The organism is Pantoea sp. Ep11b, assembly GCF_040783975.1.
Taxonomy (GTDB): Bacteria; Pseudomonadota; Gammaproteobacteria; order Enterobacterales; family Enterobacteriaceae; genus Pantoea.
The window spans coordinates 3,384,894-3,410,527 of record NZ_CP160631.1 but is presented as its reverse complement, the minus strand read 5'-3'; the positions used below and the strand labels follow the sequence as shown (position 1 = coordinate 3,410,527).

The window sequence follows — 25,634 nt, the reverse complement described above, 5'->3', positions numbered from 1 at the left end:
CGCAGGCGGCGCACATTAGAGAATACGGCTGATCAGGCGATCGATTCGGATCCGACGCAGACGACGGATCAGTTTCCGCACCTTAGCCGGGTAATCGGCAATGCTCTCCAGTTCGCGGAAGTGAGTGACGACCTGGGTATGCTGCCGGATCAGCGTCAGCTCTTTTTCACGCTGAGCCGCTAACTGCTGATGAGGATCGTGGATCAGTACCGCATTTTCCAGATCGAGTCGCCACGCGCGCGGATTGAGGTTATTACCGGTGATCAGCTGCCATTCGTCATCCACCCACATCCCTTTAAGGTGATAGCTGTTCTCGCCATCCTTCCAGAGCCTCACCACCAACTGATTGGTGGTGACGTAATATTGCAGACGGCTCAGGAAGCGGCGCAGGTTGATTTCATAGAGATAGGGCAGGGCGCCGATGATTTTAAACGGCTGATCGGGCGCAATATAAAAATCATTGGCGGTTTTATCACCGACGATGATTTCGACCTGTTTTCCCTGTCGCAGCAGATGAATGATGTTCCGCACCAGCAGGGCAGGCAGGTTGAAGTAGGGGGTACAGATGACCAGCTTCTCTTCCGCACAGGGCATCAGATGGAAGATGGTTTTATTAAGCAGGCTATGCTTGCCCAGGCCGACCAGCGGCGTGACGGCCAGCTCTTCGTTACCGGCATCCCCTTCAAACTGATAGTTAAAGCCGCGCAGATCCTGACGGAACTGCCGCGTTTCATTTTTGATTTCAGGGCTGGAGGGACGCTCCGCGAAGTCCAGACGGTTCACCGCTTCGGCCGGCTTAAGATTGAGGGTGATCCACTCATACATGGTATCAGTCAGCCGGGCATTGCGGATAAGCTGGTAGCGGTCGTAACGATACTTATCGTGCTGATGCAGATAGACATCGTTGATGCTGGCACCGCTGTAGAGCAGCGTATCGTCGATGATAAAGCCTTTAAGATGGAGTACGCCGAGCGCCTCACGGGTATTCACCGGAATGCCATAAACCGGGATGGCGATATCGGGATAGCGGGTCGCCATTTCGCAGTACCAGTCGGCGTTGGTCACGCCCCGCGCGGCACCAATCCGGCCACGCTGCGCGCGATGCCAGTCCACCAGAATCGAAATATCCAGTTCCGGTCGCGCCTGCTTAGCCTGGTAAAGAGCATCCATGACCGCACGTCCGGCATCATCGTTTTCCAGATAGAGCGCAACGATGCAGATGCGTATTTGTGCGGCCGCAATCTTTTCCAGCAGCGTGGTGCGAAATTCGGCAGGCGAATAAAGTGTCGACACATCCGCAACGGATTGTGACAGTTTCGGCAACTGTGCGAGGTGTTGTTGATGTTTGTTACGTTTGAATTTAGACAACATCGCAGTGCACTTCTTCTCTGTTCATTGCATGGCCTTTTGCCATCAAATCAGGGTTATAACCATAAATAATAACATCAACTCCGTCGATTCGAACGTTTTTTACCTTTCTCTACAAGGTTAGTTGATCTCATTCTGTAAAGGCAGTTTAAGGCTGACAATACCCTCATCCAGTTGAATATCAACATGAAAGTTAAGTTTTCGTGCCAGCGTAATCATGCCGCGATTATGGGGCATAGTGATACCGTTCAATTGTTGCAAGCCGTGATGCCGGGTGTAACGGATCATTTTTTCCAGCAGACGACGCCCCATGCCTAATCCTTTCAGATCAGAGCGGACCAGCACCGAAAACTCCGCATCAATGTTATCGGCATCCGAGATGGCGCGGGTCACGCCGATGATCTCCTGACCGCCCTGATGCGGACGCACCGCCACAATCGCCATCTCGCGGTCATAATCAATCTGAGTCATGTTGGCGAGGTCATCATGCGTAAACTCATTGATTTCGCTGAAGTAGCGATAGTAGAGATCCTCTTTGGTGACCTGACTGATGAAATCGCGCAGCAGCGGTTCATCTTCAGGCAGGATGGGCCGAAACAGGCAGAATTGCCCATCCTTTAACTCCACCTGCTCTTCCAGATGCTGAGGATAAGGGCGGATGGCCAGACGCGCTTCGTTGTCGCCACTGAACGGTGCCAGCGTCAGGGTGACATCCAGCAGGGTAAAATCATTGCCCGCCGCCAGCAGCGGATGGATATCGAGCCGCTGGATCTCCGGGCAGTCCACCACCAGATCCGAGACCTGAACCAGCAGCTGACTCAGACCAGGGATATCCAGCGGATTCAGCCCGCCGCGGCTGCGGATTTTGCCGCTCTTGATCGCCTGAATGACCAGATAGCGTGCCAGCGTCATATTCAGCGGAGGCAGGGCGACGGCCGCCTGTTTGTCGGCCTGCCACTCCACGCCACCTTCGCCCAGCATAATAATGGGGCCAAACAGCGCATCCTGCTCCACCACTACCCGCAGCTCCTGTGCGCCCGCGCGGCTGGCCATGCTCTGCACCAGTAAGCCCTCAATACGTGCCTGCGGCAGCGTCTCGCGAACCCGGTCAAAAATGGCCTCCGCGGCATGCTCCACTTCGCTGGCGTTGCGCAGATAGAGCATCACGCCCTGAACCTCTGACTTGTGCGCGATATCCGGCGAGCGCAGTTTCAGCGCCACCGGATAGCCAATCTGGTCGGCGATTGCCACGGCGGCCGCGCTGTCGCTGGCGATCCAGGTCGGCAGCGTAGCCAGACCGTACGCCTGCAACACCGGCTGCACCTCGTGGGTATCCAGCGCAGTCACGCCGCGCGCCAGCGCCTGCGACAGCAGCCGGTGAGCATGGGCGCTGTCCTGGTTCAGCGTTGCGGGCAGGGCGGGGGTTTCGCGCAGCTGCTTCTGATTGCGGCGGTATTCAACCTGATGCATAAAGGCGGTCACCGTACCTTCCGGCGTACGCCAGGTCGGAATGCCTGCCTGGGTAAACGCCCGGCGCGCGGCCTGGGAGGAGAACTCACCACACCAGTTGGTCAGCAGCGTTACCAGCTTACCGCGCGGATGACGGGCGAGGGTCTCGATCAGATGCGTGGCCGTTTCAGTGGCGGGCGCGACCGCGCTGGGCGCATGAATAATCATCAGCGCATCCAGCTCATGGCTGTCGAGCAGGACCTCAATACAGGCCGCATAACGCTCTGCCGTAGCGTCATCTTTTAAGTCCAGCGGATTGCCGCGACCCACACCGGCGGGCAGCAGCGCCTCAAGTCGCTGAAGGGTCTGCTCGCCGGGCTGCGCCAGCTTGCCGTTGCGCGCATAGAGTTCATCCAGCGCCAGCGCGGCGGGCGCGGCGCCATTACTGACGATCATCAGACGGTCGCCACGCAGCGGCCGCATATGACTCAGCGACTCCACGGCGGAGAACAGCTCATGGGTGTCCTGCACCCGCAGCAGCCCCGCGCGCTGAATGGCGGCATCCCAGGCGGCGTCCAGTCCGCTGTGCGTGCCCAACAGCGCCTGTGCTTCGCGGCTGCGCCCACTCTTGATCACCAGGATCGGTTTATTGCGCGATGCGCTGCGGGAGGCGGAGACAAAGCGTCGCGCATCGCTGAGGTGCTCCAGATAGAGCAGGATGGCGCTGGTCTTACCGTCGCGGGCCAGGAAGTCGAGCAGGTCATCGACATCGGTATCCAGACTGTCGCCCAGCGCGATAAACCAGGAAAAGCCGAGGTTACGCTGCTGAGCCCAGTCGAGGATGGTATTGGAGACGGCGGCCGACTGAGAGATAAACGCGATACGCCCTTTAGCGATCGGCACCGGCGAGAAGCTGGCATTTAACCCCTGCCAGGGTGCCAGCAGCCCCAGACTGTTTGGCCCCAGCAGCCGTATCTGCCACTGGCTGGCGCAGGCTTTGAGTTCGGCCAGCTGGCTGGCGGGCGCAGAGAGGATAATGCAGGCTTTGCAGCCTTTCTCGCCGAGCTGCTGCAGCAGGGTGAGATTACGCTTTGAATGGGTGCAGATCACCGCCAGGTCGGGCGCAAAAGGCAGGCTGTCGATCGTGGGCCAGGCCAATACGCCGCTGACCGCCTTATATTTTGGCGTGACAGGCAGGACCGGGCCACTGAATCCGCCCGCCAGCAGGTTGCGCATCATGAAGTAGCCTGCACGCCCGGGCGTCACCGAGGCACCAATTACCGCAATTGATTTAGGTCGTAACAGTGCTTCCAGTCCGCGTTGGCTCATCTCGCCCTCCAGAGATCGGGATTTGCGTGATTGTAAACGCTTTTTGCGGGCGCTGCTTCCGGGCAGATCGCAGGCTGTGCATCGCAATCCCGTTATCGCTACAGGCAGGCATCCGCCCGCCAGAAGAGAACGAGGGGGTTAAGCCTGACCGGCGTGATGCGGTTTACCCGCCAGGTAGGCCGTGCGGAACCGATCGAAATGGTGTGAGAGCGCCTCTGCCGCCTGCGCGTCACCCACCTGCGCCAGCAGCGCCGCGGCCACCTCTGCGGTACAGTGCTGGCCTTCACCGTGCGCTTCACGCAGCGTGTAGCGTGAAGGTGCGCTGACCGCCAGTGACATCACCGGAAAGGCGTCCAGCCACGGGCTTTTGCGAAACATTTTGCGCGCTTCGGTCCATGTGCCGTCGAGCATAATAAACAGGGGCGGCTTGCCCTCAGCCGGGGGCGCTGTCAGCACTTCGCGGCCCGGATCGGCATAGGCGGCCGGAAAGACCACCACCGGCTGATAGTCGGGATTGCGGACGGCCGCCAGCAGCAGCGGGTCCGGCTCGGTGCGTGACCAGCCAAACGCCTGGGTGTCCGGCAGAATATCGGCAATCAGACGGCCGGTATTGCTTGGTTTCATCGGCTCGGTATCGAACATCACCAGGCAGAAACGGCTTCGGGCGGAGTGCGGGACGATCTGGCTGCAGAGGCAGTGGGCTTCAGGCAGCAGACAGCCCTGGCAGCGAACTACCCGGTTTCCACGCGCGAGGAATGGGCGGGTGGCACGGGCCAGACGTTGGGTGCGCAGGCGCAGAACAGCATTATCAGACATGGGCATTCAGGGCAGGAAAAACGTCAGTGTAATCGAAGCGCAGAGGAAAAGGAAAAGGCCAGACAGGCTGGCCTTAATGGTCAGAGCGATTCATCCAGCCATTCGTTGAACGGCGCTTTGGGCATCGCTCCGTTCAGCATGTCGACCCGCTGGCCATTTTTAAACAGCATGATGGTCGGAATGCTGCGGATGTTAAAACGGGCACTCAGGGCCGGTTCTGCCTCGGTGTTCACTTTAATAAAGCGGACTTTGCCGCTGCGCTCACTGGCGACATCTTTAAACACTGGCGCAAAGTTAACGCACGGCCCGCACCACGGGGCCCAGAAATCGATCACTACGGGCAGATCGTCCTGCAGATATTTGTCAAAGTTGGCGCTGGTGGCATTGACCACTTCGCCATCGAACAGCGCATTTCCACAGCGACCACATTTCGCCACGTCGGCAAGGCGATCGTCAGGAACGCGATTGGTTGCCTGACAGGAAGCGCATACCGTATTCATAGGAACCTCTGATGTTGAAAAGTGTCAGTCTGGCAATAGTCGGTCATTATGAAAGGGGGCGGATTTTTGCTCAATCTGTATTGCTCTATAGGTTCAATAGTTGATAGCTAAGCGCCAGCACATCAGGTAATCTGCGCGCTCTCAATGCAGGAGGAAGATATGAACGACGAATTTAAAGGTAAAAGCGGTAAAGTTAAGGTGATGTACGTGCGTGGCGAGGACGATAAAAGCGCGCGTGCGCCGAATCCTCGTACAGGCAAAGGTGGTCACTCTGCTGCCCGCCCGGATGATAACCGTCGTTCATCTGGCTCCCGTACTGAACGCAGCCAGGAAGGGGGCCGCTCAGCTTCCGCGGGTCGTCGCAGCGACGACGCCGGTCGCAGCAGCTCACCACGCCGTGCTGACGATGGACGTGGTGCACCGCGCCGCAACGATCGGGGCGATGAGCGCCGTGGCGGCTATGGCAACAGCGATTCACCGTGGCGCACCGTCTCCCGCGCGCCTTCCGCGGATCGGTCAGCGGCGGCTGATAATGATAAGCCGGATCACGGCGGCATCAGCGGCAAAAGCTTTGTCGATCCGGAGCAGATCCGTCGTCAGCGTAACGAAGAGACCCGCGTCTACGGTGAGAATGCCTGTCATGCGCTGTTCCAGAGCCGCCCGGAAGCGATCGTTCGCGCCTGGTTCGTGCAGGAAGTGACCCCCCGTTTCCGCGAAACCCTGCGCTGGCTGGCGGCCAACCGCAAAGCCTATCATGTGGTGGAAGATGCCGAGATCACCAAAGCCTCAGGCACTGAGCATCACGGTGGCGTCTGCTTCCTGATCAAAAAGCGCATGGGGATGGCCGTGGCGGAATGGCTGAGCCAGGCGAATACCAAAGATTGCGTGCTGGCGCTGGAAGATGTCAGCAACCCGCATAACCTCGGCGCGATTATGCGCAGCTGCGCGCACTTCGGCGTAAAAGGTCTGCTGGTAAACGACGCCTCACTGCTGGAGTCCGGTGCGGCCGTGCGTACCGCAGAAGGCGGTGCTGAGCATGTGCAGGCCATCAGTGGCGCCACCTTCAGCGAAGGTCTGGAAGCGTTCCGTAAAGCGGGCTATACCATCGTGACCACCTCCAGCCATCAGGGAACACCGCTGGCGCAGGCAACGCTGCCGGAGAAAATGGTGCTGGTGTTAGGGCAGGAGCGCGAAGGCCTCTCCGATACCGCTTTCCAGCAGGGTGACATGAGCCTGTCGATTGGCGGAACCGGCAACGTGGAAAGCCTCAACGTCTCGGTGGCAACCGGTGTTCTGCTCGCCGAATGGTGGCGTCAGAACGCATAAAAAAAACGGGCCGAAAGGCCCGTTTTTTTATGTCAGCGTCAGTGTGCACCACCGCCGCCACCGCCTGCACCAAATGGCGGGCGGGCAAACCAGATCAGCACCAGCAGGATCAGGAAGACGCCTGCCGACGCCCAGAAGATTTCATTCGCTGAAATAATCAGTCCCTGATTGGTAATCTGCTGTGCGATCCAGGCGGACGCCTGCTGCTGCGTCATCCCCATGCTCTCCAGCTGGCTGTACATCTGCTGCGAATTGACGTTGTAGGGGGTTATCGACTCCGCCAGATAGCTGTGATGCATCGACTCGCGATTCGTCCACATGGTGGTAGTGATCGAGGTGCCTATCGAACCGGCCAGCGTTCGCACAAAGTTTGACAGACTGGAGGCGGCGGCCAGTCGCTCCGGCGGCAGTCCCGACAGCGTAATGGTGGTCAGCGGCATAAAGAAGCAGGCCACGGCAAAGCCCTGGATAAACTGTGGCCACGCCGAGGCACCAAAATCCATGCCCGGTTCAAAGGTATAGGCGCGCCAGTAGAAGCAGACGGCATACATAATGAAGCTGAAGGTCACCAGCCGGCGCATGTCGAGTTTATGGGCGAAACGACCAATAATCGGCGACAGGATCACCGGGATAATCCCCACCGGCGCTGAGGCCAGCCCGGCCCAGGTGGCTGTATAGCCATAGACCTCCTGAAGCAGCTGCGGCAGCAGAACGATCGAGCCGAAGTAGAGCATGTAGGCCAGGCTAATCGACAGGCAGCCGATGGTGAAGTTGCGCGATTTAAACAGAGAGAGGTCGACGATCGGATTATCATCCGTCAGCTCCCAGACCAGCAGCACCGCCAGCGCAATGACAGCTATTACCGCCAGCACGATGATCTCCGTTGAGCTGAACCAGTCGAGCTCTTTACCGCGATCCAGCATCACCTGCAGACAGCCGATTCCCACCACCAGCAGCACCAGGCCGACCATATCAATCGGGCGGATCTCGGTTTTGGTTTCGCGACCGCGCAGGGTCTGCAGCGTCAGCAACACGACAACCGCACCAATCGGCACGTTGATAAAGAAGATCCAGCCCCAGTGATAGTTATCGCTGATCCAGCCGCCCAGAATCGGGCCGCAGATTGGCGCGACGATCACCGTCATTGCCCAGAGCGACAGCGCGATGCTGCGCTTCGCGGGCGGGTAGTTGCTGAGCAGCAGGCTCTGCGACAGTGGAATCAGCGGGCCTGCCACGATCCCCTGCAGCACGCGAAAGAAGATCAGCATCTCCAGGCTCTCTGACATGCCGCACGCCCAGGAGGCGACAGCAAACAGAATGGTGGCCCAGGTGAACAGCTTCACTTCGCCCACGCGCTTTGCCAGCCAGCCGGTGATCGGGATGGAGATCGCGTTAGCGACACCAAACGAGGTGATCACCCAGGTGCCCTGTGAGTTAGAGGCACCCAGATTACCGGCGATGGTCGGAATGGCCACGTTGGCGATGGTCGAGTCCAGAACCTGCATGAACGTCGCCAGCGACAGCGCAATGGTCATCAGGACCAGCGGCATCCCTTCAAGCGGTTTTTTTGCCATTACAGCCTCCGCGTCATCATCCGGCGTTGGCACGGACGATATCGGTGATCAGCTGATTGACCGGTGCAAGGTCAATCGCCAGGGCGTTGCTGCTGTAAGCGGCCTGCTGACGGACGCTGGTGGCCAGTGTACTGCCCTCCTGGTTAGCGGTGTCGATTTTAACCAGCGTGGAGAGACCGATACGCAGGGGATGTCTGGCGATATCTTCCTGATTCAGTTCGATACGTACCGGCAGACGCTGAACCACTTTGATCCAGTTACCGGTGGCATTCTGTGCGGGCAGCAGAGAAAAGGCGCTGCCGGTGCCCATATCCAGACCCACGACTTTGCCGTGATAGACCACATCGTCGCCGTAGATATCGGCAACCACGGTGGCAGGCTGACCGATGCGCACGCCCGCCAGCTGGGTCTCTTTGAAGTTGGCATCGACCCACAGGTTGGTGGCCGGTACGACGGCCAGCAGCGGGGTGTTGGTGGTAATCTGCGAACCGACCTGCACGCTGCGACGGGAGACAAAGCCATCCATCGGGCTGCGAATCTCGGTACGCTGCAGCGCCAGCCAGGCGTCACGCAACTCCGCGGCACTCTGCTGCACGGCAGGCTGATTTTCCAGCGAGGTATTGAGGATCATCGCCTGGTTCGCATTATATTGCTGAATCGCCACGTCGAGCTGCGCTTTGGCGGTCGCGACGGCATCGCGGGCGTGCTGCAACTCTTCGCGACCAATCAGGTTAGCGGCACCCAGCGGTTCACGGCGTTTCAGATCGGCCTGAGCCTGATCCAGCGCGGTCTGCCGCAGCGTAATGCTGGCCTGATACTGTTTGCCGTTAATCATCAGCTGATGCGTCTGACGAACGCTGGAGGCGAGGGCCGTCTGCGCTTTTTCAAACGCCTGCTCCGCATCGATCTTATCCAGGGAGACCAGCACATCACCTTTTCTGACGAAGTCGGTGTCTTCAAACCAGACTTTATTTACGCTGCCGGAGACCTGTGCCATCACCTGCACCTGATTACCTGCAACGTAGGCGTCATCGGTTTCCTGGAAATGACGCAGGACCAGGAACCAGTAAACGCCCCAGGCAATACCCGCCAGTACAATGATCAGCGCCAGCACAATCAGCACATTTTTGCGCTTCTTCTTTTTGTTAGCTGACGATTGCGGGCGTTGTGCTTCTGCCGTTGCACTCATGACTTTCTCCACATTTTCCATTTAGTCGGGGGGCAGCGATCCCTGTCCGCCAGCGCCCGGGTCGAAAAAAGCCAGCGCCTGAGCGCTGGCCAGATAAAAAAGGAAATTAAAATAACGATTCCGACAGGTGATTGTGTCGCACTTATTGCTATTAGCGGGACAGCGAGGCGATCAGTTGATCTTCATCCATTTTATCGAGACGGTTAAGCAGCTTACGGGTGATCCCTTCCAGCTGAGACTTCTCATCACCGGACAGCGAAGACCAGAGGTATTGCAGGCTCTGATGCTGAGGTGGCAGCAGCTGCCGCAGGAACTCCATGCCTTTATCGGTCAGATGCAGGTGCAGGCAGCGACGGTCGTGATCGCTTTCACGACGTTCGATCCAGCCGCGTTTCTCCAGTTCATCAGCAATGCGCGTTGCATTGGTGCGTGAAGAGCCCAGCGCAGAGCTGAGTTCAGACGGCTGAATGCTGTGATTTTCCTGCGCATCCAGCGTAATCAACGCCATGAACAGAGTCTCATTGATGCCCTGTGCTTTCAGCATCTTGTTACGGTTGTCCAGCAGTTTACCCTGCATATGCATACAGAGACGCGTCAGGATAATTTCCTGCAACGGAAAATCCTTATGGCGATTGGCACGGATGTTTAGCATCTGCTCAATGGGAGTAAACGAACTTTCCATTAAAAAAAACCTCACTAATTGCAACTTGTATAATAACTATGGTGACAGGCTAAGCGTAGTCACTTTTTGTCAGGTGATCGCTGTCAGATTCTCGCTGCACCATCAAAGGCATTCCAGGCCATTCCCTGGCCCTGGGTCAAAAACCCGTCCGCCCGGCGACAATGACGGTGCCGGGACGTTATCAAAAAGGGGGCAAATTTAATAATATCGCGAGGAAAAATAACTGAAGTGAATAGGTTTGCTACTAACCATAACAAACCTAACCATTTGTGACCAGATGCAATACGCGCTCCGGGCAGCGTTCAGTTGATTTTTTCCGGCTCAAAACGCGATCCACCTGCCCAGATCAGCAGATTCATCAGCGTCAGCAGCACGCCCGCGCCACAGACGCCATACCAGCCCGCCAGGTGGTAGGCAGTGGCGGAAAGCAGTGAACCGGCGGCCCCGCCGATAAAATAACTGGTCATGTATCCCGCATTCAGACGGTTGCGCGCGTCCGGCATCTGCGCATAGATCACGCTCTGATTGGTGATGTGCACGGCCTGTACCGCCAGATCCAGCAGCAGGATGCCCAGGATCAGCGGCACAAGCTGCTCTGCTCCCCACGCAATCGCGGCCCAGGAGACGAGCATAATCAGCAGGCCCAGCCGGGTCGTCAGCTTCGCTTTGCCTTTGTCGGCCAGCGAACCGGCCTGACGGGCAGCCAGCGCACCCGCCGCCCCGACCAGCCCCAGTAAACCAATCTCACCTTCGGAGAAGTGGTAGGGCGCGCCGGAGAGCAGGAATGCCATCGAGGTCCACAGCAGGCTGAAGTTGGCAAAGGAGAGACAGCCCGTCCAGGCGCGGGTGCGGATTACCCGGTTACCGGCATAAAGACGAAAGATAGAGGCCAGCAGCTGCGGGTAGCGCAAGGGAACGGACTGTTTAACGCGCGGCAGCGACCGCCACAGCGCCAGGGCCATCACGGTCATCAGCAGGCTGGCGGTCCAGTAGACGGTCCGCCAGCCACCGAGCTGGGCCAGGCCCCCTGCGACCGTACGCGCCAGCAGGATCCCGAGCAGCAGACCGCTCATGACCGTTCCGACGATCTTACCGCGCCGTTCCGGCTCAGCCAGCGTCGCGGCCAGCGGCACCAGGATCTGGGCGGCGACCGAAAACAGACCAGTCATCACCGTGCCCAGCAGCAGTAACGCAAAGGTGTGCGAAAGGGCGATGATCACCATTCCGGCCGCGGCCAGCAGGATCATCGTCACAATCAGACTGCGGCGTTCAAACCGATCGCCCAGCGGCACCAGCAGCAGCAGGCCGCAGGCGTATCCGAGCTGCGCCGTGGTGACGATAAAACCGGCGAGGCTTACCGAGAGGTCGAACTGTCGGGCAATCGTATTCAGCAGTGGCTGAACATAGTAGTTACTGGCGACGCAGAGGCCGGTGGCTACCGACATCAGCATCACCAGGGCAGGCGTCAGCCCCTGGCGCGTCATATTCATAAACCGCATCGGTCGCTAATAATCATTTGAGGTTAATAATAACCTAAAAAACTATTTCAGACGTATGTTTATTAACAGGCCATACCAGTCATGACAAGAGGTTTAAACAGGGGCAGCGGCGGCGTCTCCTGCCTGCCATCAGAAGTTCCAGTCCTCATCTTCCGTTTCAACGGCTTTGCCCATCACATAGGAGGAGCCTGAACCGGAGAAGAAGTCGTGATTCTCATCAGCGTTGGGCGACAGCGCCGACAGAATCGCCGGATTGACCGCCGTCAGCGCCGCCGGGAACAGCGCCTCATAGCCCAGATTCATCAGCGCCTTGTTGGCGTTGTAGTGCAGGAAGGTTTTCACCTCCTCTGCCCAGCCAACTTCCCCATAGAGCGCCTCGGTGTAGGCCACCTCATTCTCATAGAGCGCCAGCAGCAGATCATAAGCAAACTGCTGTAATTCCTCGCGACGGCGATCGTCGGTGTCGGCCAGCGCCCGCTGATATTTGTAGCCGATGTAATAGCCGTGTACCGCCTCGTCGCGGATGATCAGGCGAATCAAATCTGCGGTGTTGGTCAGTCTGCCCCGGCTTGACCAGTACATCGGCAGCCAGAAGCCGGAATAGAACAGGAAAGACTCCAGGAAGACGCTGGCGATCTTCTTCTTCAGCGGATCGTCGGCCCGGTAATGCTGCAGAATGATGCGCGCCTTATTCTGCAGCGGCGCATTCTCTTCGCTCCACTGGTAGGCGGCATCCACCTGCTGAGTGTTACACAGGGTGGAGAAGATCGAACTGTAGGAGCGGGCGTGCACGGCTTCCATGAAGCTGATGTTAGAGAGCACGGCCTCCTCATGCGGGGTGATCGCATCGTCTATCAGCCCCGGCGCGCCGACCACGTTCTGGATAGTGTCGAGCAGCGTCAGCCCGGTAAACACCCGGATGGTCAGCTGCTGCTGCTGTTTATCCAGCGCCTGCCAGCCGGGCAGATCGCCGGAGAGCGGCACTTTCTCCGGCAGCCAGAAGTTGCTGGTCAGACGGTTCCACACCTCAAGATCTTTCTCATCCTGCAGGCGGTTCCAGTTAATGGCCTGAATCTGTTTACGTTTCATCATATTTATCACAGGGAGCAGGAGACGCAGCCCTGAACCTCCGTACCCTGAAGCGCCATCTGACGCAGGCGAATGTAATAGAGCGTTTTGATCCCTTTTTTCCACGCGTAGATCTGCGCTTTGTTGATGTCACGGGTCGTGACGTCATCGCGGAAAAACAGGGTCAGCGATAATCCCTGATCGACGTGCTGCGTGGCTTCCGCGTAGGTATCAATAATCGCTTCCGGCCCAATCTGGTAGGCATCCTGATAGAGATGGCGATTCTCGTTGGTCATAAAGGGCGCGGGATAGTAGACGCGGCCGGTCCTGCCCTCTTTACGGATCTCGATCGGGGAGACAATCGGATGGATGCTGGAGGTGGCATGGTTGATGTAGGAGATCGATCCGGTGGGCGGGATCGCCTGCAGGTTCTGATTAAACAGCCCGTGCTGCATCACCGCCTCGCGCAGCCTCTGCCAGTCCGCCTGAGTGGGCAGCGTTATGCCTGCGTCGGCAAACAGCTTTGCTATGCGTGGGGTGCGTGGCAGCCATTCGCGCTGCAGATATTTATCGAAGTAGACGCCGCTGGCGTAGTCCGACGCCGCAAAGCCGTCGAAGGTCTGCTGATGCTCCTGCGCCAGCTGATTCGACGTCGAGAGCGCATAGTAGGTGATGCAGCAGAAGTAGAGATTGGTGAAATCCAGCGCTTCCGGTGAACCGTAGGCGATCCCTTCACGCGCCAGATAGCCATGCAGGTTCATCTGCCCCAGGCCGATGGCGTGCGACCGGCGATTGCCCTCGGCAACCGAGGGCACTGAGCCGATCTCGCTCATCATCGACACCGCCGTCAGCGCCCGCACCGCCACATCCACGGTGCGGGCCAGATCGCCGGAATCCATTGCGTGCGCGATATTCAGAGAGCCGAGATTGCAGGAGATATCTTTGCCGACCCGGCGATAGCTGAGATCCTCGTGGTACTCGCTGGCGCTGTTTACCTGCAGGATCTCGGAGCAGAGGTTACTCATATTGATACGACCGGCAATCGGGTTACTGCGGTTTACGCTGTCCTCAAACATGATATAGGGATAGCCCGACTCGAACTGAATCTCGGCCAGCGTCTGGAAAAGGTCGCGTGGCTGAATCCACGTTTTGCGGATGCGGTCGTCGGCTAGCATCTCATCATACTTTTCGCTGATGCTGATATCGCCAAAGGCCCTGCCGGTGACCCGCTCCACATCATAGGGCGAGAAGAGCGCCATCGGTTTGTTCGCTTTCGCCAGCCGGAAGGTGATGTCGGGGATCACCACGCCCAGCGACAGCGTCTTGATGCGGATCTTCTCGTCAGCGTTTTCGCGTTTGGTGTCCAGGAAGCGGAGGATATCGGGATGATGCGCGTTGAGCCAGACCGCCCCGGCCCCCTGACGGGCGCCCAGCTGATTGGCATAGGAGAACGCATCCTCCAGCATTTTCATCACCGGAATCACCCCCGACGACTGATTTTCGATACGCTTGATCGGCGCACCGGACTCGCGCAGATTCGACAGCAAAAAGGCGACGCCGCCGCCCCGTTTTGAGAGCTGGAGTGCCGAGTTCACGGCGCGGCCAATCGACTCCATGTTATCTTCGATGCGCAGCAGGAAGCAGGAGACCAGCTCACCGCGCTGCTGTTTGCCGCAGTTGAGGAAGGTCGGTGTGGCCGGCTGGAAACGGCCGCTGAGGATCTCGATCAGGATGGCACGGGCCAGCGCGGCATCGCCCCGGGCCAGCGTCAGCGCCACCATGCAGGCGCGCTGCTCAAAGGTTTCCAGATAGCGTTTGCCGTCAAAGGTTTTCAGGGTGTAGCTGGTGTAAAACTTCCAGGCCCCGAGAAACGTTTTAAATTCGAATTTCCAGTTCTCCGCGAACGTATGCAGATCGATCAGGAAGTCAGGATCGTACTGATTAAGCACCGCCGCCTCGTAGTAGTTCTCCTGCACCAGATAGCGTAACCGTTCGGCGCAGCTGGCGAACGGCACGGTATTGGGCTGCACATGCTGCAGATAAAACTGACGCACCGCGTCGCGATCCCTGTCGAACTGGATGCGACCCTCCGCGTCGTAGAGATTGAGCATGGCATTAAGGGCGTGATAGTCGGGCGTCACGGCGTTGAAAATCTCTGTTGTTGCCAAAATTGGGTTACTCCCGCTTTTACTTTCGCAATGTCGTCCGGGGTGCCCATCAGCTCAAAGCGATAGAGGCAGGGCACCTGACATTTGGTTGCAATGATGCTGCCGGCCAGGCCGTAACCGGCTCCGAAGTTCCGGTTGCCCGCCGCGATGACGCCACGGATACCGCGGCGGTTTGCTTCATCATTCAGAAACTGAATCACCTGACCGGGCACCGCACCGCGCCGGGTGCCACCGCCATAGCTGGGCACCACCAGGATATAGGGCTGGTCGATATGCAGCTGTTGCCCGGCATCGATCGGGATGCGGCGGGCGGGCAGGCCCAGGCGTGTAATAAACCGGTGGGTGTTTTCCGACTGGCTGGAAAAATAGACCAGCGGGAACATCTGCTTATTCCCCGACAGCACAAAGTGAACGCAGGGTCGCGATTTTGTCCGGGCGGAAGCCGCTCCAGTGGTCGCTGCCGGCCATCACCACCGGCACCTGACGGTAACCCAGGGCTTTCAGGCTGTCGGCCGCCTCCGGCTGGCTGTCGAGGTTAACGAGCTGATAGGTCAGGCCCTGACGATCCAGAGCATTTTTCGTTGCCGTACACTGGACACAGTGATCTTTGGTGTAAATAATAATGCGCATGATTCGTATTTACCTCTATGGGCGGATTCACTGTCGGGTCAGAAAGCTCAGGTACAAATCGCGAGCTTTATTCCGGCAGGAACCAGAGCGTGTAGTGATGAGATAAATACTAGATGTAGCGGTTATGGCGGTCAAGCCTACCATATATGGGGTTTCTCGGTTTTTCTTTCCGCAGGCGACGCAAAGCCAGCAGGCATGCGCTTTATGGCCCGCAAAATTTTTTTCTGCCGCGCAGTCGCTGAAAAAAAGCAAAAAAAAGCCCCGCACGGGGCAGGGCTCGGGGGATTTAGTGAGTGCTTAGCGGCGTGAAGCCAGCAGGATACCAATGACGATACCGACGGTCGCGCCGATACCCACACCGTGCCATGGCTTGTCATGCACGTAGGTGTCAACCTGCGCACCAGCGTCACGCGCGGCCTGTGATACGCGGTTGCTGCCGCCGTTGAGTTTAGCGCGGGTCTGCTTCAGCAGCGCCTCTGCCTGACTGCGCGCGGAGTCCACTTCATCTTTTGCGTCACTGCCGTAGGATTTCAGCAGGGCTTCCAGTGAATCAGCCAGCTCGTTAACGTCCTGATTGATATCAATGTCATCGTTTTTTACAGTGCGATTAAACATTTTTTAGCTCCCTTTGAATTAAAAACGTAATACTAGTGTAGACGACCCTGAGATAAACGAGACGCGGGGGGGTTCTTTAGGGAAAAATCCGAATGCCCACTCTGTCATGCTGTTGTAAGGTTGCGAAGCTTTTGAAAGAGGAGAGGATCGAGCATGTATTTACGACCAGATGAGGTAGCGCGCGTACTGGAAAAAGCGGGTTTCGAAGTCGATGAGATTACCCCACGGGCCTATGGCTATCGCCGTGGAGAGAACTACGTTTATGTGAATCGCGAGGCGCGCATGGGGCGCATGGCCTTAGTGATCCACCCGACGCTGAAAGAGAAGAGCCAGCCATTTGCTGAACCTGCTTCAGAAATGAAGACCTGCGATCACTACACCCAATTCCCTCTCTACCTGGCGGGTGATTCACAGGAACACTATGGCATCCCGCACGGATTCAGTTCCCGCATGGCGCTGGAACGCTACATTCAGAGCGTTTTCGGTTAATGCATCAGGCCCCGCCGCGACGGGGCACTGAACCTTCTGTATTGCCTCCCTGTTTCCCTGCCGTTGCAATTCCCGGCTGTGACGCGTATAAAATTGTCCACTATAGATGTTTAGACGTCCATACGGATAAAAGTGATGAGCGAACAGCCAACTTCCTCGCAGGAAAAATTTAAACGCACCATGAAAGTGCGCCATCTGGTGATGTTATCGCTGGGTGGTGTCATCGGCACCGGCCTGTTTTTTAACACCGGCTATATTATCTCCACCACCGGCGCAGCGGGCACGCTGCTCGCCTATCTGATCGGCGCGCTGGTGGTCTGGCTGGTGATGGTCTGTCTGGGTGAGCTCTCGGTGGCGATGCCGGAAACCGGCGCTTTCCACGTCTACGCCGCACGCTATCTCAGCCCGGCCACCGGCTACACCGTAGCCTGGCTCTACTGGCTGACGTGGACCGTGGCGCTCGGCTCCAGCCTGACGGCGGCCGGTTTCTGTATGCAGTACTGGTTCCCGCAGATCCCGGTCTGGGCCTGGTGCCTGGTCTTCTGCTGCGCCATCTATCTGCTGAACGTCATCTCAACCCGCTTCTTTGCGGAAGGGGAGTTCTGGTTCTCGCTGATTAAAGTGGTGACGATTGTCGCGTTTATCCTGCTTGGCGGCGCGGCGATGTTCGGCTTTATCCCGATGAAAGATGGCACCCCCGCACCGGGCCTGAGCAATCTTACCGCGCACGGCTGGCTGCCCCACGGCGTCCTGCCGATTCTGATGACGATGGTGGCCGTGAACTTCGCCTTCTCCGGCACCGAACTGATCGGCATTGCGGCTGGAGAAACGCAGCAGCCGGAGAAAGTGCTGCCGCTGGCGATCCGCACCACTGTCGTCCGGCTGATTATCTTTTTCATCGGCACCGTGTTCGTGCTGGCGGCGCTAATCCCGATGGACCAGGCCGGCATCGTCAAAAGCCCGTTTGTGCTGGTGTTTGAAAAGATCGGCATCCCCTATGCGGCCGATATCATTAACTTTGTGATCCTGACCGCTATCCTCTCGGCGGCCAACTCCGGCCTCTACGCCTCCGGGCGGATGCTCTGGTCGCTGGCCAATGAAAATACGCTGCCGCGCGCCTTCGCCCGGGTAAACAGACGCGGCGTGCCGCTGCTGGCGATCACCGTCAGCATGGCGGGCGGCTTACTGGCGCTGATCTCCAGCGTGGTGGCACCGGATACCGTGTTTGTCGCGCTGTCAGCCATCTCTGGCTTTGCGGTGGTGGCGGTCTGGCTCAGCATCTGCGCCTCCCATTTTATGTTCCGTCGCCGTCATCTTCAGCAGGGCAAATCGCTGGCCGAGCTGACCTATCGTGCGCCGTTCTATCCGCTGGTGCCGGTGCTGGGCTTTCTGCTCTGCCTGCTGGCCTGTGTGGGACTGGCGTTCGATCCCACCCAGCGCATTGCGCTGTGGTGCGGCATCCCGTTTGTCCTGTTCTGCTACGCCGCTTACCATCTGACCCACAAAGCATCCACCCGGCCTGAGGAGGCTAACGATGTCGCATAACCCTGTCGCACAGGCTTTAACGGAGTCACCGCTGCTGATTCTTGATGGCGCCCTGGCCACCGAACTGGAAGCCCGCGGCTGTCATCTGGCCGATGCGCTCTGGTCAGCCAAAGTGCTGATGGAAAATCCTGAACTGATCTATCAGGTTCACTACGACTATTTTGTTGCCGGTGCACGCTGCGCCATCACCGCCAGCTATCAGGCGACCCCGCAGGGGTTTGCCGCGCGCGGTCTGGATGAGGCGCAGTCGCTGGCGCTGATTGCGCAGAGCGTGGAGCTGGCCCGTCGCGCCCGTCAGGACTATCTGGCGGTGCGGCCCGACGCGAAAACGCTGCTGGTGGCGGGCTCGGTCGGCCCCTATGGCGCATTCCTGGCGGATGGTTCGGAATATCGCGGCGACTATACGCTGCCGGAAGCGGAGATGATCGCGTTCCACCGTCCGCGCGTGCAGGCGCTGCTGGCAGCCGGTGCCGATCTGCTGGCTTGCGAAACCCTGCCCTCCTTTGCCGAAGCGCAGGCGCTGGTGAAGCTGCTGGCGGAGTTTCCTGAGGGCCGGGCCTGGTTCTCGTTCACGCTGCGCGATGCCGGACACATCAGCGACGGCACGCCACTGACCGAGGTGGTGAGCTGGCTGAATCAGCAGCCGCAGGTTGTGGCGCTGGGCATCAACTGCGTGGCGCTGGAGAGCGTCACGCCCGCGCTGCAGCAGCTGCAGAAACTCACCGACAAGCCGCTGGTGGTCTATCCTAACTCCGGCGAACAGTATGATGCGGGCAGCAAAACCTGGCACTCCGCGCCGTCGGGCTGCACGCTGCATGACAAGCTGGGTGAGTGGCAACAGGCGGGCGCCAGGCTGATCGGCGGCTGCTGCCGCACCTCACCCAACGACATCGCCTCTATCGCCCGCGCTTGTCAACCGCAATAAGCTGGCTGAATCGGGCGATGATAGCCCGATTGAGTTGAAAAGGGCGGTCTACACTCTGATCATTGATCACTCTGTGGACCCCTTCATGAAACAGCGAATTCTGGCTCTGGCCGCCGCGCTGCTGCTCAGCGGCTGTGCCACCATCGTCGGCAATGAAACCCAGCTGGTGCGCATCGACTCTCTGCCGCAGGGCGCGCGCTTTACGGTGCAGGATGAGCGCGGCTATGCGGTCGCGCAGGGTTTCACGCCGCAGACCGTAGAGCTGGCGAAATCAACCGGCCGCTACTTCGGTAAAAAACATTACCTGCTGATGCTGGAAAGTCCGGGCTATGTGCCGGTGACGGTGCCGATCGAAGCACGCGCCAACCTCTGGTATCTGCTGGGCAATATTCCGCTGGGCGGTTTCCCCGGCTGGCTGCTGGTCGACCCCTTCTACGGCGGCATGTATGACCTTAAGCCGGACCACCCGCGTCCCTATATGAACCCGGTTGGCGCGCGCGGCTGATTACTGTGCGGTAGGCTTCACCATTCCGCCTGGCGTTTTGTGGTGCTCCAGATACTGATGCTGGAAAATGCACATGCGTATGGTGTTGCGATACTCCCCGTTAATAAAGAACTCATGCTTCAGCACGCCTTCAATCCCGAAGCCGAGCTTGGTGTAGATGTGGATCGCTTTCTCGTTCTCCTGATCGACAATCAGGTAGAGCTTATAGAGATTAAGCACCGAGAAGCCGTAATCCATCGCCAGCTTCGCTGCCTGCGTGGCCAGCCCTTTGCCCTGATGCGCCGGGTCGATAATGATCTGAAACTCGGCGCGACGATGCACATGGTTAATCTCGACCAGCTCCACTAATCCCGCCTTCTGCCCGCTGTGCTCCACCACAAAGCGCCGTTCGGTCTGATCGTGAATATGCTTGTTGTAGAGGTCGGACAGCTCCACAAAGGCCTCATAGGGCTCCTCAAACCAGTAACGCATCACGCTGGCGTTGTTATCGAGCTGGTGGACAAAGTGCAGATCTTCCCGCTCCAGCGGACGCAGTTTTACCGTCATGACCTTTTCCTCTTCTGAAAAAATTGCCGCGATTATATCCCATCAGCCCGCCGCTGCGTTTTGATCGACGCGCGCAGGCGGTGCCATTCCGGCATCAGATCGGAAAGGGCAGCGTGAAAAACAGCGAGAGGCAGGTGCAGGCAGGGGGGAAGGCGGAGCAGGGCGAGACAGACCGGACAGCCACGGCGGGCCGTCCGGCCTGGCGTCAGGCTGAGATCTGCTCGATGATGCGGCCCTGCGCCATCCGCACGGCGCGATCGCACATGTGGTCGATCACATCGGGATCGTGGCTGACCAGCACCATCGTCAGGCCATCCTGCTGTTTCAGATCGTTGAGCAGGTTTAAGATCTCCGCCTGCACTGACATATCCAGCGCCGACGTCGGCTCATCGAGCAGCAGGATCTTCGGCTGCAGCAGCAGCGCGCGCACGATGGCGACACGCTGACGCTGACCGCCGGAGAGCTGATGCGGATAGCGGTCGGCCAGCGCGGGATCGAGGCCGACGTGGCGGAAGCCCTGGTCGATCCGGTCATTGATGTTGTCGCGTTTCAGCAGCTTCAGCGGCTCTGCCAGGGTGCGGCGCAGCCGGTGACGCGGATGCAGCGAGGCATAGGGGTCCTGAAACACCATCTGTACTTCCTGCCGCAGCGCACCGGTGAAGGCTTTGCCTGGCGTAACCGGATGACCGGCCAGCTGCATCTGGCCCTGCCAGTGCGGATTGAGGCCCGCCAGCACCCAGAGCAGCGAAGACTTGCCGCAGCCCGACGGCCCGACCAGGCCGAAACACTCGCCCGCGTTAACCTCCAGGTTAACCTCATGCACCACGGTGCGCAGATCGTAGCCCTGCTTATGGGCAACGCTGAGATCGGTCAGCTTAATCATATTTTGCCTCCAGCGCCGCGCGATCCAGCACCGGCAGTGGCTGACCGTGGGTCGCTTTGCCCGGCCGGCAGGCCCAGAGTGTGCGGGTGTAGGGATGGGTGGCACGCGGCAGATCGGCGGCCGGCAGCGTATCCAGCAGACGCCCCTTGTACATCACTATCACGCGTTCACAATGTTCCGAAACCTGCTGCAGGTCGTGGCTGATCAGCAGCAGTCCCATGTTGCGCGCTTCCACCAGACCGCGGATCAGCGCCAGTACCTGGTCGCGCATCGCATGATCCAGCGCGGAGGTGGGTTCATCGGCGATCAGAAAGTCCGGATCGGTGATCAGGGCGATCGCCAGCATGACGCGCTGGCCCATTCCGCCTGAGAGCTGATGAGGATACTGCTGCATCAGGCGACGCGGATCGGGCAGGCCGACCGCATCCAGCATGTCGCACACTTTCTCTCTGCGTTCGGCGCGGCTCAGACGGCGATGCAGGATCAGCGGCTCTTCCACCTGCCAGCCAATGGTGCGCGTCGGGTTAAGCGCATACTTCGGGTCCTGCATCACCATCGCCACGCGATTACCGCGCAGCTGGCTCCAGCGGCGCTCGCTCAGCGTCAGCGCATTCTCACCGGCGACCTGAAGCTGGCTGGCCTGCAGATGCAGCGCGGGCGACAGCAGCCCCATCAGGCTGCGGGCGGTGAGTGACTTGCCGGAACCGGACTCGCCGACCAGCGCGACGCGCTCGCGACCCACGGAAAAACTGATGTGATCGACCAGCAGCGCATCATCACTGCGGATGGTCAGCCCCTCAGCATAGAGAAGATTATTTTGCATGACGGGTATCCAGTCGGTCGCGCAGGCCGTCGCCTGTCAGGTTAAAGGCCAGGCTGGCAAACAGGATTGCCGCGCCCGGAGCGGCGGCCACCCACCATTGGTCGAAGATCACTTTACTGCCTTCGGCCACCATCGAGCCCCATTCGGCGGTGGGCGGCTGAACGCCCATCCCCAGGAAACCGAGCCCGGCCGCGGCCAGGATAATCCCGCCCAGGCTGAGCGCCGCCCGCACCACGGCCGTCGGCAGGCAGAGCGGCAGAATATGACCGAACATCAGGCGGAAGCCGGTGATGCCCTGCATCCGGGCGGCAGCCAGATAATCGCTGCGGCGCAGCGCCAGAGTTTCAGCGCGCGCCTGGCGGGCAAAGGGTGGCCAGCTGGTCAGCGCCAGCGCCAGTGCGCCGTTCATCAGGCCGGGGCCAAGGATCGCCACCAGCGCCAGCGCGATCACCAGGTTCGGCAGCGACAGGAAGATATCCGTGATGCGCATCAGCAGGCGTTCGGTCCAGCCGCCGACGTAACCGGCGGTGATGCCGATCAGCAGGCCAGCCGGAATGGTCAGCAGCAGAATCAGCGACACCAGCAGCAGCGTCGGCCGCGTGCCATAAATTACGCGCGACAGCAGATCGCGGCCAAAGCCGTCGGTGCCAAACCAGTGCTGCGCCGAGGGCGCCAGCAGGCGGCTCGACATGGTCTGCACATTCGGATCGAAGGGCGCAATCAGCGGGGCCAGCAGCGCCATCAGGATAAGAATTGCGACCAGCGTCAGCCCTACGGTTAACGAGGTCACGCGTTGACGGCGGCGACGTGGTCGCACCGTTTCGAGTTCAGAGAGTTGTTGCGTCATCGGGTTCTCGGATCGGTTAACCAGGTTAAGACATCCGCCAGGGTGTTAATCAGGATAAAGCAGGTGCCGATTAACAGGGTTGAGCCCAGAATCGCCGGCACATCGCCGGAGAACAGCGCGTTGGTCATGTAGCGGCCGACACCCGGCCAGGCGAAGACGGTTTCGGTCAGCACGGAGCCTTCCAGCAGGGTGGCGTAGGAGAGGGCGATCACCGTCACCAGCGTACCCAGTACGTTGGGGAAGATATGGCGCAGCAGGATGCGCACCCGACCCGCGCCTTTGGCACGCGCCAGCACCACATACTCTTTGCTGCTCTCTTCCAGCAGCGCCGCACGCAGCAGACGGGTAATGCCCGCCATCGCCAGCAGGCCCAGGATCACCACCGGCAGCCAGAGATGGGCTATCGCATTGCGGAACATCTCCGGTTCGCCCGACAGCCAGCTGTCGATCAGCACAAAGCCGGTCTTCGGCTCCAGGGTGTAGACCCAGATATCATCCAGCCGTCCCGGCCCGGCGGACCAGTGCAGCACGGCATAAAAGAGCAGCAGGCCCAGCAGACCGAGCCAGAACACCGGCACCGAGTAGCCCAGCAGCGAGATAAAGCGGGCGAGGTTATCGATCCAGCTGCCCGGTTTCCAGGCGGCCAGCAGCGCCAGCGTGACGCCAAAGACTACGGCGAAGATCATCGCGCAGGTCGCCAGCTCGATGGTGGCGGGGAAGGTGGTCATCAGATCGCCGCTCACCGACTGGTTGGTGAGGCGGGAGACGCCCAGATCGCCGTGGGCTAAATGTTCGATGTAGCGCCAGAACTGCATCAGCACCGGCTGATCGAGACCGAGGTCGTGACGCACCTGGGCATAGGTCGCTTCACTGGCGTGATCGCCGGCAATCTGCTGCACCGGATCGATTGGCGAGAGATGCGACAGCATAAAGGTAAAGGCGAGCAGGCCGAGCAGCGTGACCAGCAGCGACAGCACGCTACCGATCAGACGCCCGCCACGCTGCCAAAAAAGCCGGGCGAACCCGGCTGAAGGAACAGACTGTGCCATTACTTAGTGACCTGCGAGTAATACACCATGTCCGGGTTGATGCCCTGAACATAGCCTTTCAGGTTGTCGCGCAGCGCGATCAGGTTCTTCGCCTGCATCCCAATCACATACGGGGAGTTCTTCATCACCTCACGCTGCATCGCTTCATACAGGGCGATACGCTTCTTCGGATCGCTTTCGGCCGTGGCGGCAATAACCTGCTTGTTCAGTTCCGGGATATGCCAGTCTGAACGGTAAGCGATGGTTTTACTGCCATCTTCCGGGTTGTAAGCAAAGGAGGCAGCGTTGGTATTCGGATCGAAGTAGTCGGAGCCCCAGGCGTTCAGCGTCGCTTCATATTTATGCGCTTTCACGTTGGTCGAGACTTCAGAACTCAGGCCCGGCACCACTTCCACCTTCACGCCGCCTTTAGCAAAGCTGCCCTGCAGCGCCTGCGCGATATCCAGATAAGGCGGCTGGTTGCTGGTAGAGAGTTTAAAGCTGACGTTGTTCAGGCCCGCTTTCTTCAGGATCGCTTTGGCTTTCTCCGGGTCGTAGCTGTAAGGCGTGTCGTTGATTGCGCCCAGGAAACCTTTAGGCAAAAAGCTCTGATGCACGTCGAACTGGCCTTTCAGCAGCTCGTTAGCGATGCCCTTGTAATCCCACAGGTAGCGCGCCGCTTCCCAGAAGGCCGGGTTCTTCAGCGTATCGTTGCCGCCGATGTTGAACTGGATGTAGTAGAGCGACGCCATCGGAATGGCTTCGGTCTTCACGCCCGGTTTGCCGTTCAGCGCCGCGATCTGATCGGCACCCAGGTTACGGGCGATATCGGCATCACCCTGCTCCAGCAGCAGACGACGCGCCGCAGGCTCCGGGACGTTCTTGATCAGGATGTTCTTCATCTTTGGTGCGCCCGCCGGTGAAGAGGGGTTGGCGCTGAGCAGCACGGCCTGATGCAGGACGACCTTGCGGATCTGATACGGGCCGCTGCCCGCAGAGTGCGTGGCCAGCCAGGCGTTACCCAGGTCACCGCTCTTCTGGTTGGCCATAACGGTTTTTTCATCGACGATCGAGGAGACCGGGGCGGAGAGCAGGCTCAGCACATAGGTCGGGCTGACGTCGGCAGTCCAGCTGATCTGCACATGATTGTCGTCAACCTTCTTCAGGAAGCCATCGACGTTATCTTTGGTCCAGCCGAGCTGCGTCAGGATGAAAGAGGGGTCGAGGTTCAGCTTCACCACGCGGCCCAGCGAGAAGATCACATCTTCCGGGCGCAGCGGATTGCCGGTGGAGAATTTTGCATCTTTACGCAGTTCAAACGTCAGGCTGCGGTTGTCGCTGCCTGGCTGCCAGGAGGTGGCCAGCGTCGGCTTCAGATCCACCGGATTCTGCGGGTCGGACTGAACCAGACGCTGATAGATGTTCGTGAAAGCCTGTACGCTGGTGAGTTCAAACCCTTTGGCCGGGTCAAAGCTGTCGGCATCGTCCGTTGACTGGGCAATGACCAGCGTATCTTTGGGTGTTGCGGCCTGGGCTGTGAAAGCGGCAGCCAGCGTCAGCGCCAGCAGGGATGGAATTATAGTTTTCATGAAATTTCCTTGCCTCTAAAAAGTTACGCGAGTTTACGAAAGGGGAGATATGAAGAATAGTCGAATATGGGCTAATCATATGACTAAAAGTTATAAGAGTGAGGTTGTTGTTATAAGAAAATCGCCATTTTGTTAGCGAAGCGGCAGGCGGAGCAGAAACAAATCCTCAACAGGGCGTTTATTTGTGCCTGAACAGCTTTACCCGGACTTTCCTCTCTTTATAATAGCGGCAAATCATTTC

Annotated in this window: 24 protein-coding genes; 5 read left to right on the top strand and 19 right to left on the bottom strand. The window is 59.0% G+C overall.

Annotated features, from left to right (window positions below; all coding sequences use genetic code 11):
• Positions 1-15: 15 nt before the first annotated feature.
• The 4 genes from pssA to trxC form a co-directional block, all read right to left on the bottom strand.
• Positions 16-1,371, bottom strand: a complete 1,356-nt coding sequence (gene pssA / locus AB1748_RS15930; protein WP_367395738.1) for a CDP-diacylglycerol--serine O-phosphatidyltransferase — start codon at positions 1,369-1,371, stop codon at positions 16-18.
• Between the two features lie 117 nt (positions 1,372-1,488).
• Positions 1,489-4,146, bottom strand: coding sequence for a bifunctional acetate--CoA ligase family protein/GNAT family N-acetyltransferase (locus AB1748_RS15925; protein WP_293773091.1), 2,658 nt, complete (start codon positions 4,144-4,146; stop codon positions 1,489-1,491).
• Between the two features lie 138 nt (positions 4,147-4,284).
• The gene (locus AB1748_RS15920; protein WP_293773088.1) at positions 4,285-4,962 is read right to left on the bottom strand and encodes a tRNA-uridine aminocarboxypropyltransferase; all 678 of its coding nucleotides are present in this window, start codon (positions 4,960-4,962) and stop codon (positions 4,285-4,287) included.
• An 80-nt stretch (positions 4,963-5,042) separates the two neighbouring features.
• Positions 5,043-5,462, bottom strand: coding sequence for a thioredoxin TrxC (gene trxC / locus AB1748_RS15915; RefSeq protein ID WP_111139911.1), 420 nt, complete (start codon positions 5,460-5,462; stop codon positions 5,043-5,045).
• 159 nt (positions 5,463-5,621) lie between these two features.
• Here trxC and AB1748_RS15910 point away from each other — a divergent pair, with 159 nt between their 5' ends.
• A complete protein-coding gene (locus AB1748_RS15910) occupies positions 5,622-6,788 on the top strand; it encodes a tRNA/rRNA methyltransferase (RefSeq protein WP_367395737.1) in 1,167 nt (388 codons plus the stop codon).
• 38 nt (positions 6,789-6,826) lie between these two features.
• Here AB1748_RS15910 and emrB read toward each other — a convergent pair whose 3' ends face one another.
• The 9 genes from emrB to AB1748_RS15865 form a co-directional block, all read right to left on the bottom strand.
• The gene (emrB, locus tag AB1748_RS15905) at positions 6,827-8,362 is read right to left on the bottom strand and encodes a multidrug efflux MFS transporter permease subunit EmrB (protein WP_111139913.1); all 1,536 of its coding nucleotides are present in this window, start codon (positions 8,360-8,362) and stop codon (positions 6,827-6,829) included.
• A gap of 16 nt (positions 8,363-8,378) precedes the next feature.
• Positions 8,379-9,551: a multidrug efflux MFS transporter periplasmic adaptor subunit EmrA gene (emrA, locus tag AB1748_RS15900; protein ID WP_367395736.1), complete on the bottom strand. Its 1,173-nt coding sequence runs from the start codon at positions 9,549-9,551 to the stop codon at positions 8,379-8,381.
• Positions 9,552-9,702: 151 nt separating this feature from the next.
• Positions 9,703-10,233, bottom strand: coding sequence for a transcriptional repressor MprA (gene mprA / locus AB1748_RS15895; protein WP_111139914.1), 531 nt, complete (start codon positions 10,231-10,233; stop codon positions 9,703-9,705).
• A gap of 302 nt (positions 10,234-10,535) precedes the next feature.
• Positions 10,536-11,723 (bottom strand): MFS transporter, encoded by a 1,188-nt coding sequence (locus tag AB1748_RS15890; protein ID WP_111139915.1) that lies wholly within the window; start codon positions 11,721-11,723, stop codon positions 10,536-10,538.
• Between the two features lie 138 nt (positions 11,724-11,861).
• Positions 11,862-12,821, bottom strand: coding sequence for a class 1b ribonucleoside-diphosphate reductase subunit beta (gene nrdF / locus AB1748_RS15885; protein WP_111139948.1), 960 nt, complete (start codon positions 12,819-12,821; stop codon positions 11,862-11,864).
• An 8-nt stretch (positions 12,822-12,829) separates the two neighbouring features.
• Complete coding sequence (gene nrdE / locus AB1748_RS15880) at positions 12,830-14,968, bottom strand: class 1b ribonucleoside-diphosphate reductase subunit alpha (RefSeq protein ID WP_367395735.1); 2,139 nt, start codon at positions 14,966-14,968, stop codon at positions 12,830-12,832.
• Positions 14,938-15,351, bottom strand: coding sequence for a class Ib ribonucleoside-diphosphate reductase assembly flavoprotein NrdI (gene nrdI / locus AB1748_RS15875; RefSeq protein ID WP_111139917.1), 414 nt, complete (start codon positions 15,349-15,351; stop codon positions 14,938-14,940). Before nrdI ends, nrdE begins: the two co-directional genes overlap by 31 nt.
• Before the next feature lie 4 nt (positions 15,352-15,355).
• The gene (nrdH, locus tag AB1748_RS15870) at positions 15,356-15,598 is read right to left on the bottom strand and encodes a glutaredoxin-like protein NrdH (protein ID WP_111139918.1); all 243 of its coding nucleotides are present in this window, start codon (positions 15,596-15,598) and stop codon (positions 15,356-15,358) included.
• A 297-nt stretch (positions 15,599-15,895) separates the two neighbouring features.
• A complete protein-coding gene (locus tag AB1748_RS15865; RefSeq protein ID WP_111139919.1) occupies positions 15,896-16,213 on the bottom strand; it encodes a DUF883 family protein in 318 nt (105 codons plus the stop codon).
• Positions 16,214-16,366: 153 nt separating this feature from the next.
• Between AB1748_RS15865 and AB1748_RS15860 the strand changes: the two genes are divergently transcribed.
• The 4 genes from AB1748_RS15860 to AB1748_RS15845 all read left to right on the top strand — a co-directional run bounded on the left by AB1748_RS15860 (position 16,367) and on the right by AB1748_RS15845 (position 19,677).
• On the top strand, positions 16,367-16,702 hold the full coding sequence (locus AB1748_RS15860) for a DUF2002 family protein (protein WP_003850360.1): 336 nt from the start codon (positions 16,367-16,369) through the stop codon (positions 16,700-16,702).
• A gap of 135 nt (positions 16,703-16,837) precedes the next feature.
• Positions 16,838-18,247: an S-methylmethionine permease gene (mmuP, locus tag AB1748_RS15855; protein ID WP_111139920.1), complete on the top strand. Its 1,410-nt coding sequence runs from the start codon at positions 16,838-16,840 to the stop codon at positions 18,245-18,247.
• Positions 18,237-19,172 (top strand): homocysteine S-methyltransferase, encoded by a 936-nt coding sequence (gene mmuM, locus AB1748_RS15850; protein ID WP_367395734.1) that lies wholly within the window; start codon positions 18,237-18,239, stop codon positions 19,170-19,172. The genes mmuP and mmuM overlap by 11 nt, the downstream gene beginning before the upstream one ends.
• Before the next feature lie 85 nt (positions 19,173-19,257).
• Positions 19,258-19,677 (top strand): hypothetical protein, encoded by a 420-nt coding sequence (locus AB1748_RS15845; RefSeq protein ID WP_128085597.1) that lies wholly within the window; start codon positions 19,258-19,260, stop codon positions 19,675-19,677.
• Here AB1748_RS15845 and speG read toward each other — a convergent pair whose 3' ends face one another.
• From speG to AB1748_RS15815, 6 genes are all read right to left on the bottom strand, one after another.
• On the bottom strand, positions 19,678-20,223 hold the full coding sequence (gene speG, locus AB1748_RS15840; RefSeq protein ID WP_111139923.1) for a spermidine N1-acetyltransferase: 546 nt from the start codon (positions 20,221-20,223) through the stop codon (positions 19,678-19,680).
• Between the two features lie 205 nt (positions 20,224-20,428).
• Entirely contained in the window at positions 20,429-21,106 is a 678-nt protein-coding gene (locus AB1748_RS15835) for an ABC transporter ATP-binding protein (protein ID WP_293773061.1), read from the bottom strand.
• Positions 21,099-21,929 carry an ABC transporter ATP-binding protein gene (locus AB1748_RS15830; RefSeq protein ID WP_111139925.1) on the bottom strand — a complete coding sequence of 277 codons (831 nt, stop codon included), beginning with the start codon at positions 21,927-21,929 and terminating at the stop codon, positions 21,099-21,101. The genes AB1748_RS15835 and AB1748_RS15830 overlap by 8 nt, the downstream gene beginning before the upstream one ends.
• Positions 21,919-22,776: an ABC transporter permease gene (locus tag AB1748_RS15825; RefSeq protein WP_111139926.1), complete on the bottom strand. Its 858-nt coding sequence runs from the start codon at positions 22,774-22,776 to the stop codon at positions 21,919-21,921. Before AB1748_RS15825 ends, AB1748_RS15830 begins: the two co-directional genes overlap by 11 nt.
• Positions 22,773-23,825 carry an ABC transporter permease gene (locus tag AB1748_RS15820; RefSeq protein ID WP_111139927.1) on the bottom strand — a complete coding sequence of 351 codons (1,053 nt, stop codon included), beginning with the start codon at positions 23,823-23,825 and terminating at the stop codon, positions 22,773-22,775. Before AB1748_RS15820 ends, AB1748_RS15825 begins: the two co-directional genes overlap by 4 nt.
• Positions 23,825-25,393, bottom strand: coding sequence for an ABC transporter substrate-binding protein (locus tag AB1748_RS15815; protein WP_111139928.1), 1,569 nt, complete (start codon positions 25,391-25,393; stop codon positions 23,825-23,827). The genes AB1748_RS15820 and AB1748_RS15815 overlap by 1 nt, the downstream gene beginning before the upstream one ends.
• Positions 25,394-25,634 lie beyond the last annotated feature (241 nt).

Excerpts from the sequence above, each read along its gene's own strand:
- pssA (WP_367395738.1), bottom strand. The coding sequence starts at position 1,371 with ATGTTGTCTAAATTCAAACGTAACAAACATCAACAACACCTCGCACAG.
- AB1748_RS15925 (WP_293773091.1), bottom strand. The coding sequence starts at position 4,146 with ATGAGCCAACGCGGACTGGAAGCACTGTTACGACCTAAATCAATTGCG.
- AB1748_RS15920 (WP_293773088.1), bottom strand. The coding sequence starts at position 4,962 with ATGTCTGATAATGCTGTTCTGCGCCTGCGCACCCAACGTCTGGCCCGT.
- trxC (WP_111139911.1), bottom strand. The coding sequence starts at position 5,462 with ATGAATACGGTATGCGCTTCCTGTCAGGCAACCAATCGCGTTCCTGAC.
- AB1748_RS15910 (WP_367395737.1), top strand. The coding sequence starts at position 5,622 with ATGAACGACGAATTTAAAGGTAAAAGCGGTAAAGTTAAGGTGATGTAC.
- emrB (WP_111139913.1), bottom strand. The coding sequence starts at position 8,362 with ATGGCAAAAAAACCGCTTGAAGGGATGCCGCTGGTCCTGATGACCATT.
- emrA (WP_367395736.1), bottom strand. The coding sequence starts at position 9,551 with ATGAGTGCAACGGCAGAAGCACAACGCCCGCAATCGTCAGCTAACAAA.
- mprA (WP_111139914.1), bottom strand. The coding sequence starts at position 10,233 with ATGGAAAGTTCGTTTACTCCCATTGAGCAGATGCTAAACATCCGTGCC.
- AB1748_RS15890 (WP_111139915.1), bottom strand. The coding sequence starts at position 11,723 with ATGAATATGACGCGCCAGGGGCTGACGCCTGCCCTGGTGATGCTGATG.
- nrdF (WP_111139948.1), bottom strand. The coding sequence starts at position 12,821 with ATGAAACGTAAACAGATTCAGGCCATTAACTGGAACCGCCTGCAGGAT.
- nrdI (WP_111139917.1), bottom strand. The coding sequence starts at position 15,351 with ATGTTCCCGCTGGTCTATTTTTCCAGCCAGTCGGAAAACACCCACCGG.
- nrdH (WP_111139918.1), bottom strand. The coding sequence starts at position 15,598 with ATGCGCATTATTATTTACACCAAAGATCACTGTGTCCAGTGTACGGCA.
- AB1748_RS15865 (WP_111139919.1), bottom strand. The coding sequence starts at position 16,213 with ATGTTTAATCGCACTGTAAAAAACGATGACATTGATATCAATCAGGAC.
- AB1748_RS15860 (WP_003850360.1), top strand. The coding sequence starts at position 16,367 with ATGTATTTACGACCAGATGAGGTAGCGCGCGTACTGGAAAAAGCGGGT.
- mmuP (WP_111139920.1), top strand. The coding sequence starts at position 16,838 with ATGAGCGAACAGCCAACTTCCTCGCAGGAAAAATTTAAACGCACCATG.
- mmuM (WP_367395734.1), top strand. The coding sequence starts at position 18,237 with ATGTCGCATAACCCTGTCGCACAGGCTTTAACGGAGTCACCGCTGCTG.
- AB1748_RS15845 (WP_128085597.1), top strand. The coding sequence starts at position 19,258 with ATGAAACAGCGAATTCTGGCTCTGGCCGCCGCGCTGCTGCTCAGCGGC.
- speG (WP_111139923.1), bottom strand. The coding sequence starts at position 20,223 with ATGACGGTAAAACTGCGTCCGCTGGAGCGGGAAGATCTGCACTTTGTC.
- AB1748_RS15835 (WP_293773061.1), bottom strand. The coding sequence starts at position 21,106 with ATGATTAAGCTGACCGATCTCAGCGTTGCCCATAAGCAGGGCTACGAT.
- AB1748_RS15830 (WP_111139925.1), bottom strand. The coding sequence starts at position 21,929 with ATGCAAAATAATCTTCTCTATGCTGAGGGGCTGACCATCCGCAGTGAT.
- AB1748_RS15825 (WP_111139926.1), bottom strand. The coding sequence starts at position 22,776 with ATGACGCAACAACTCTCTGAACTCGAAACGGTGCGACCACGTCGCCGC.
- AB1748_RS15820 (WP_111139927.1), bottom strand. The coding sequence starts at position 23,825 with ATGGCACAGTCTGTTCCTTCAGCCGGGTTCGCCCGGCTTTTTTGGCAG.
- AB1748_RS15815 (WP_111139928.1), bottom strand. The coding sequence starts at position 25,393 with ATGAAAACTATAATTCCATCCCTGCTGGCGCTGACGCTGGCTGCCGCT.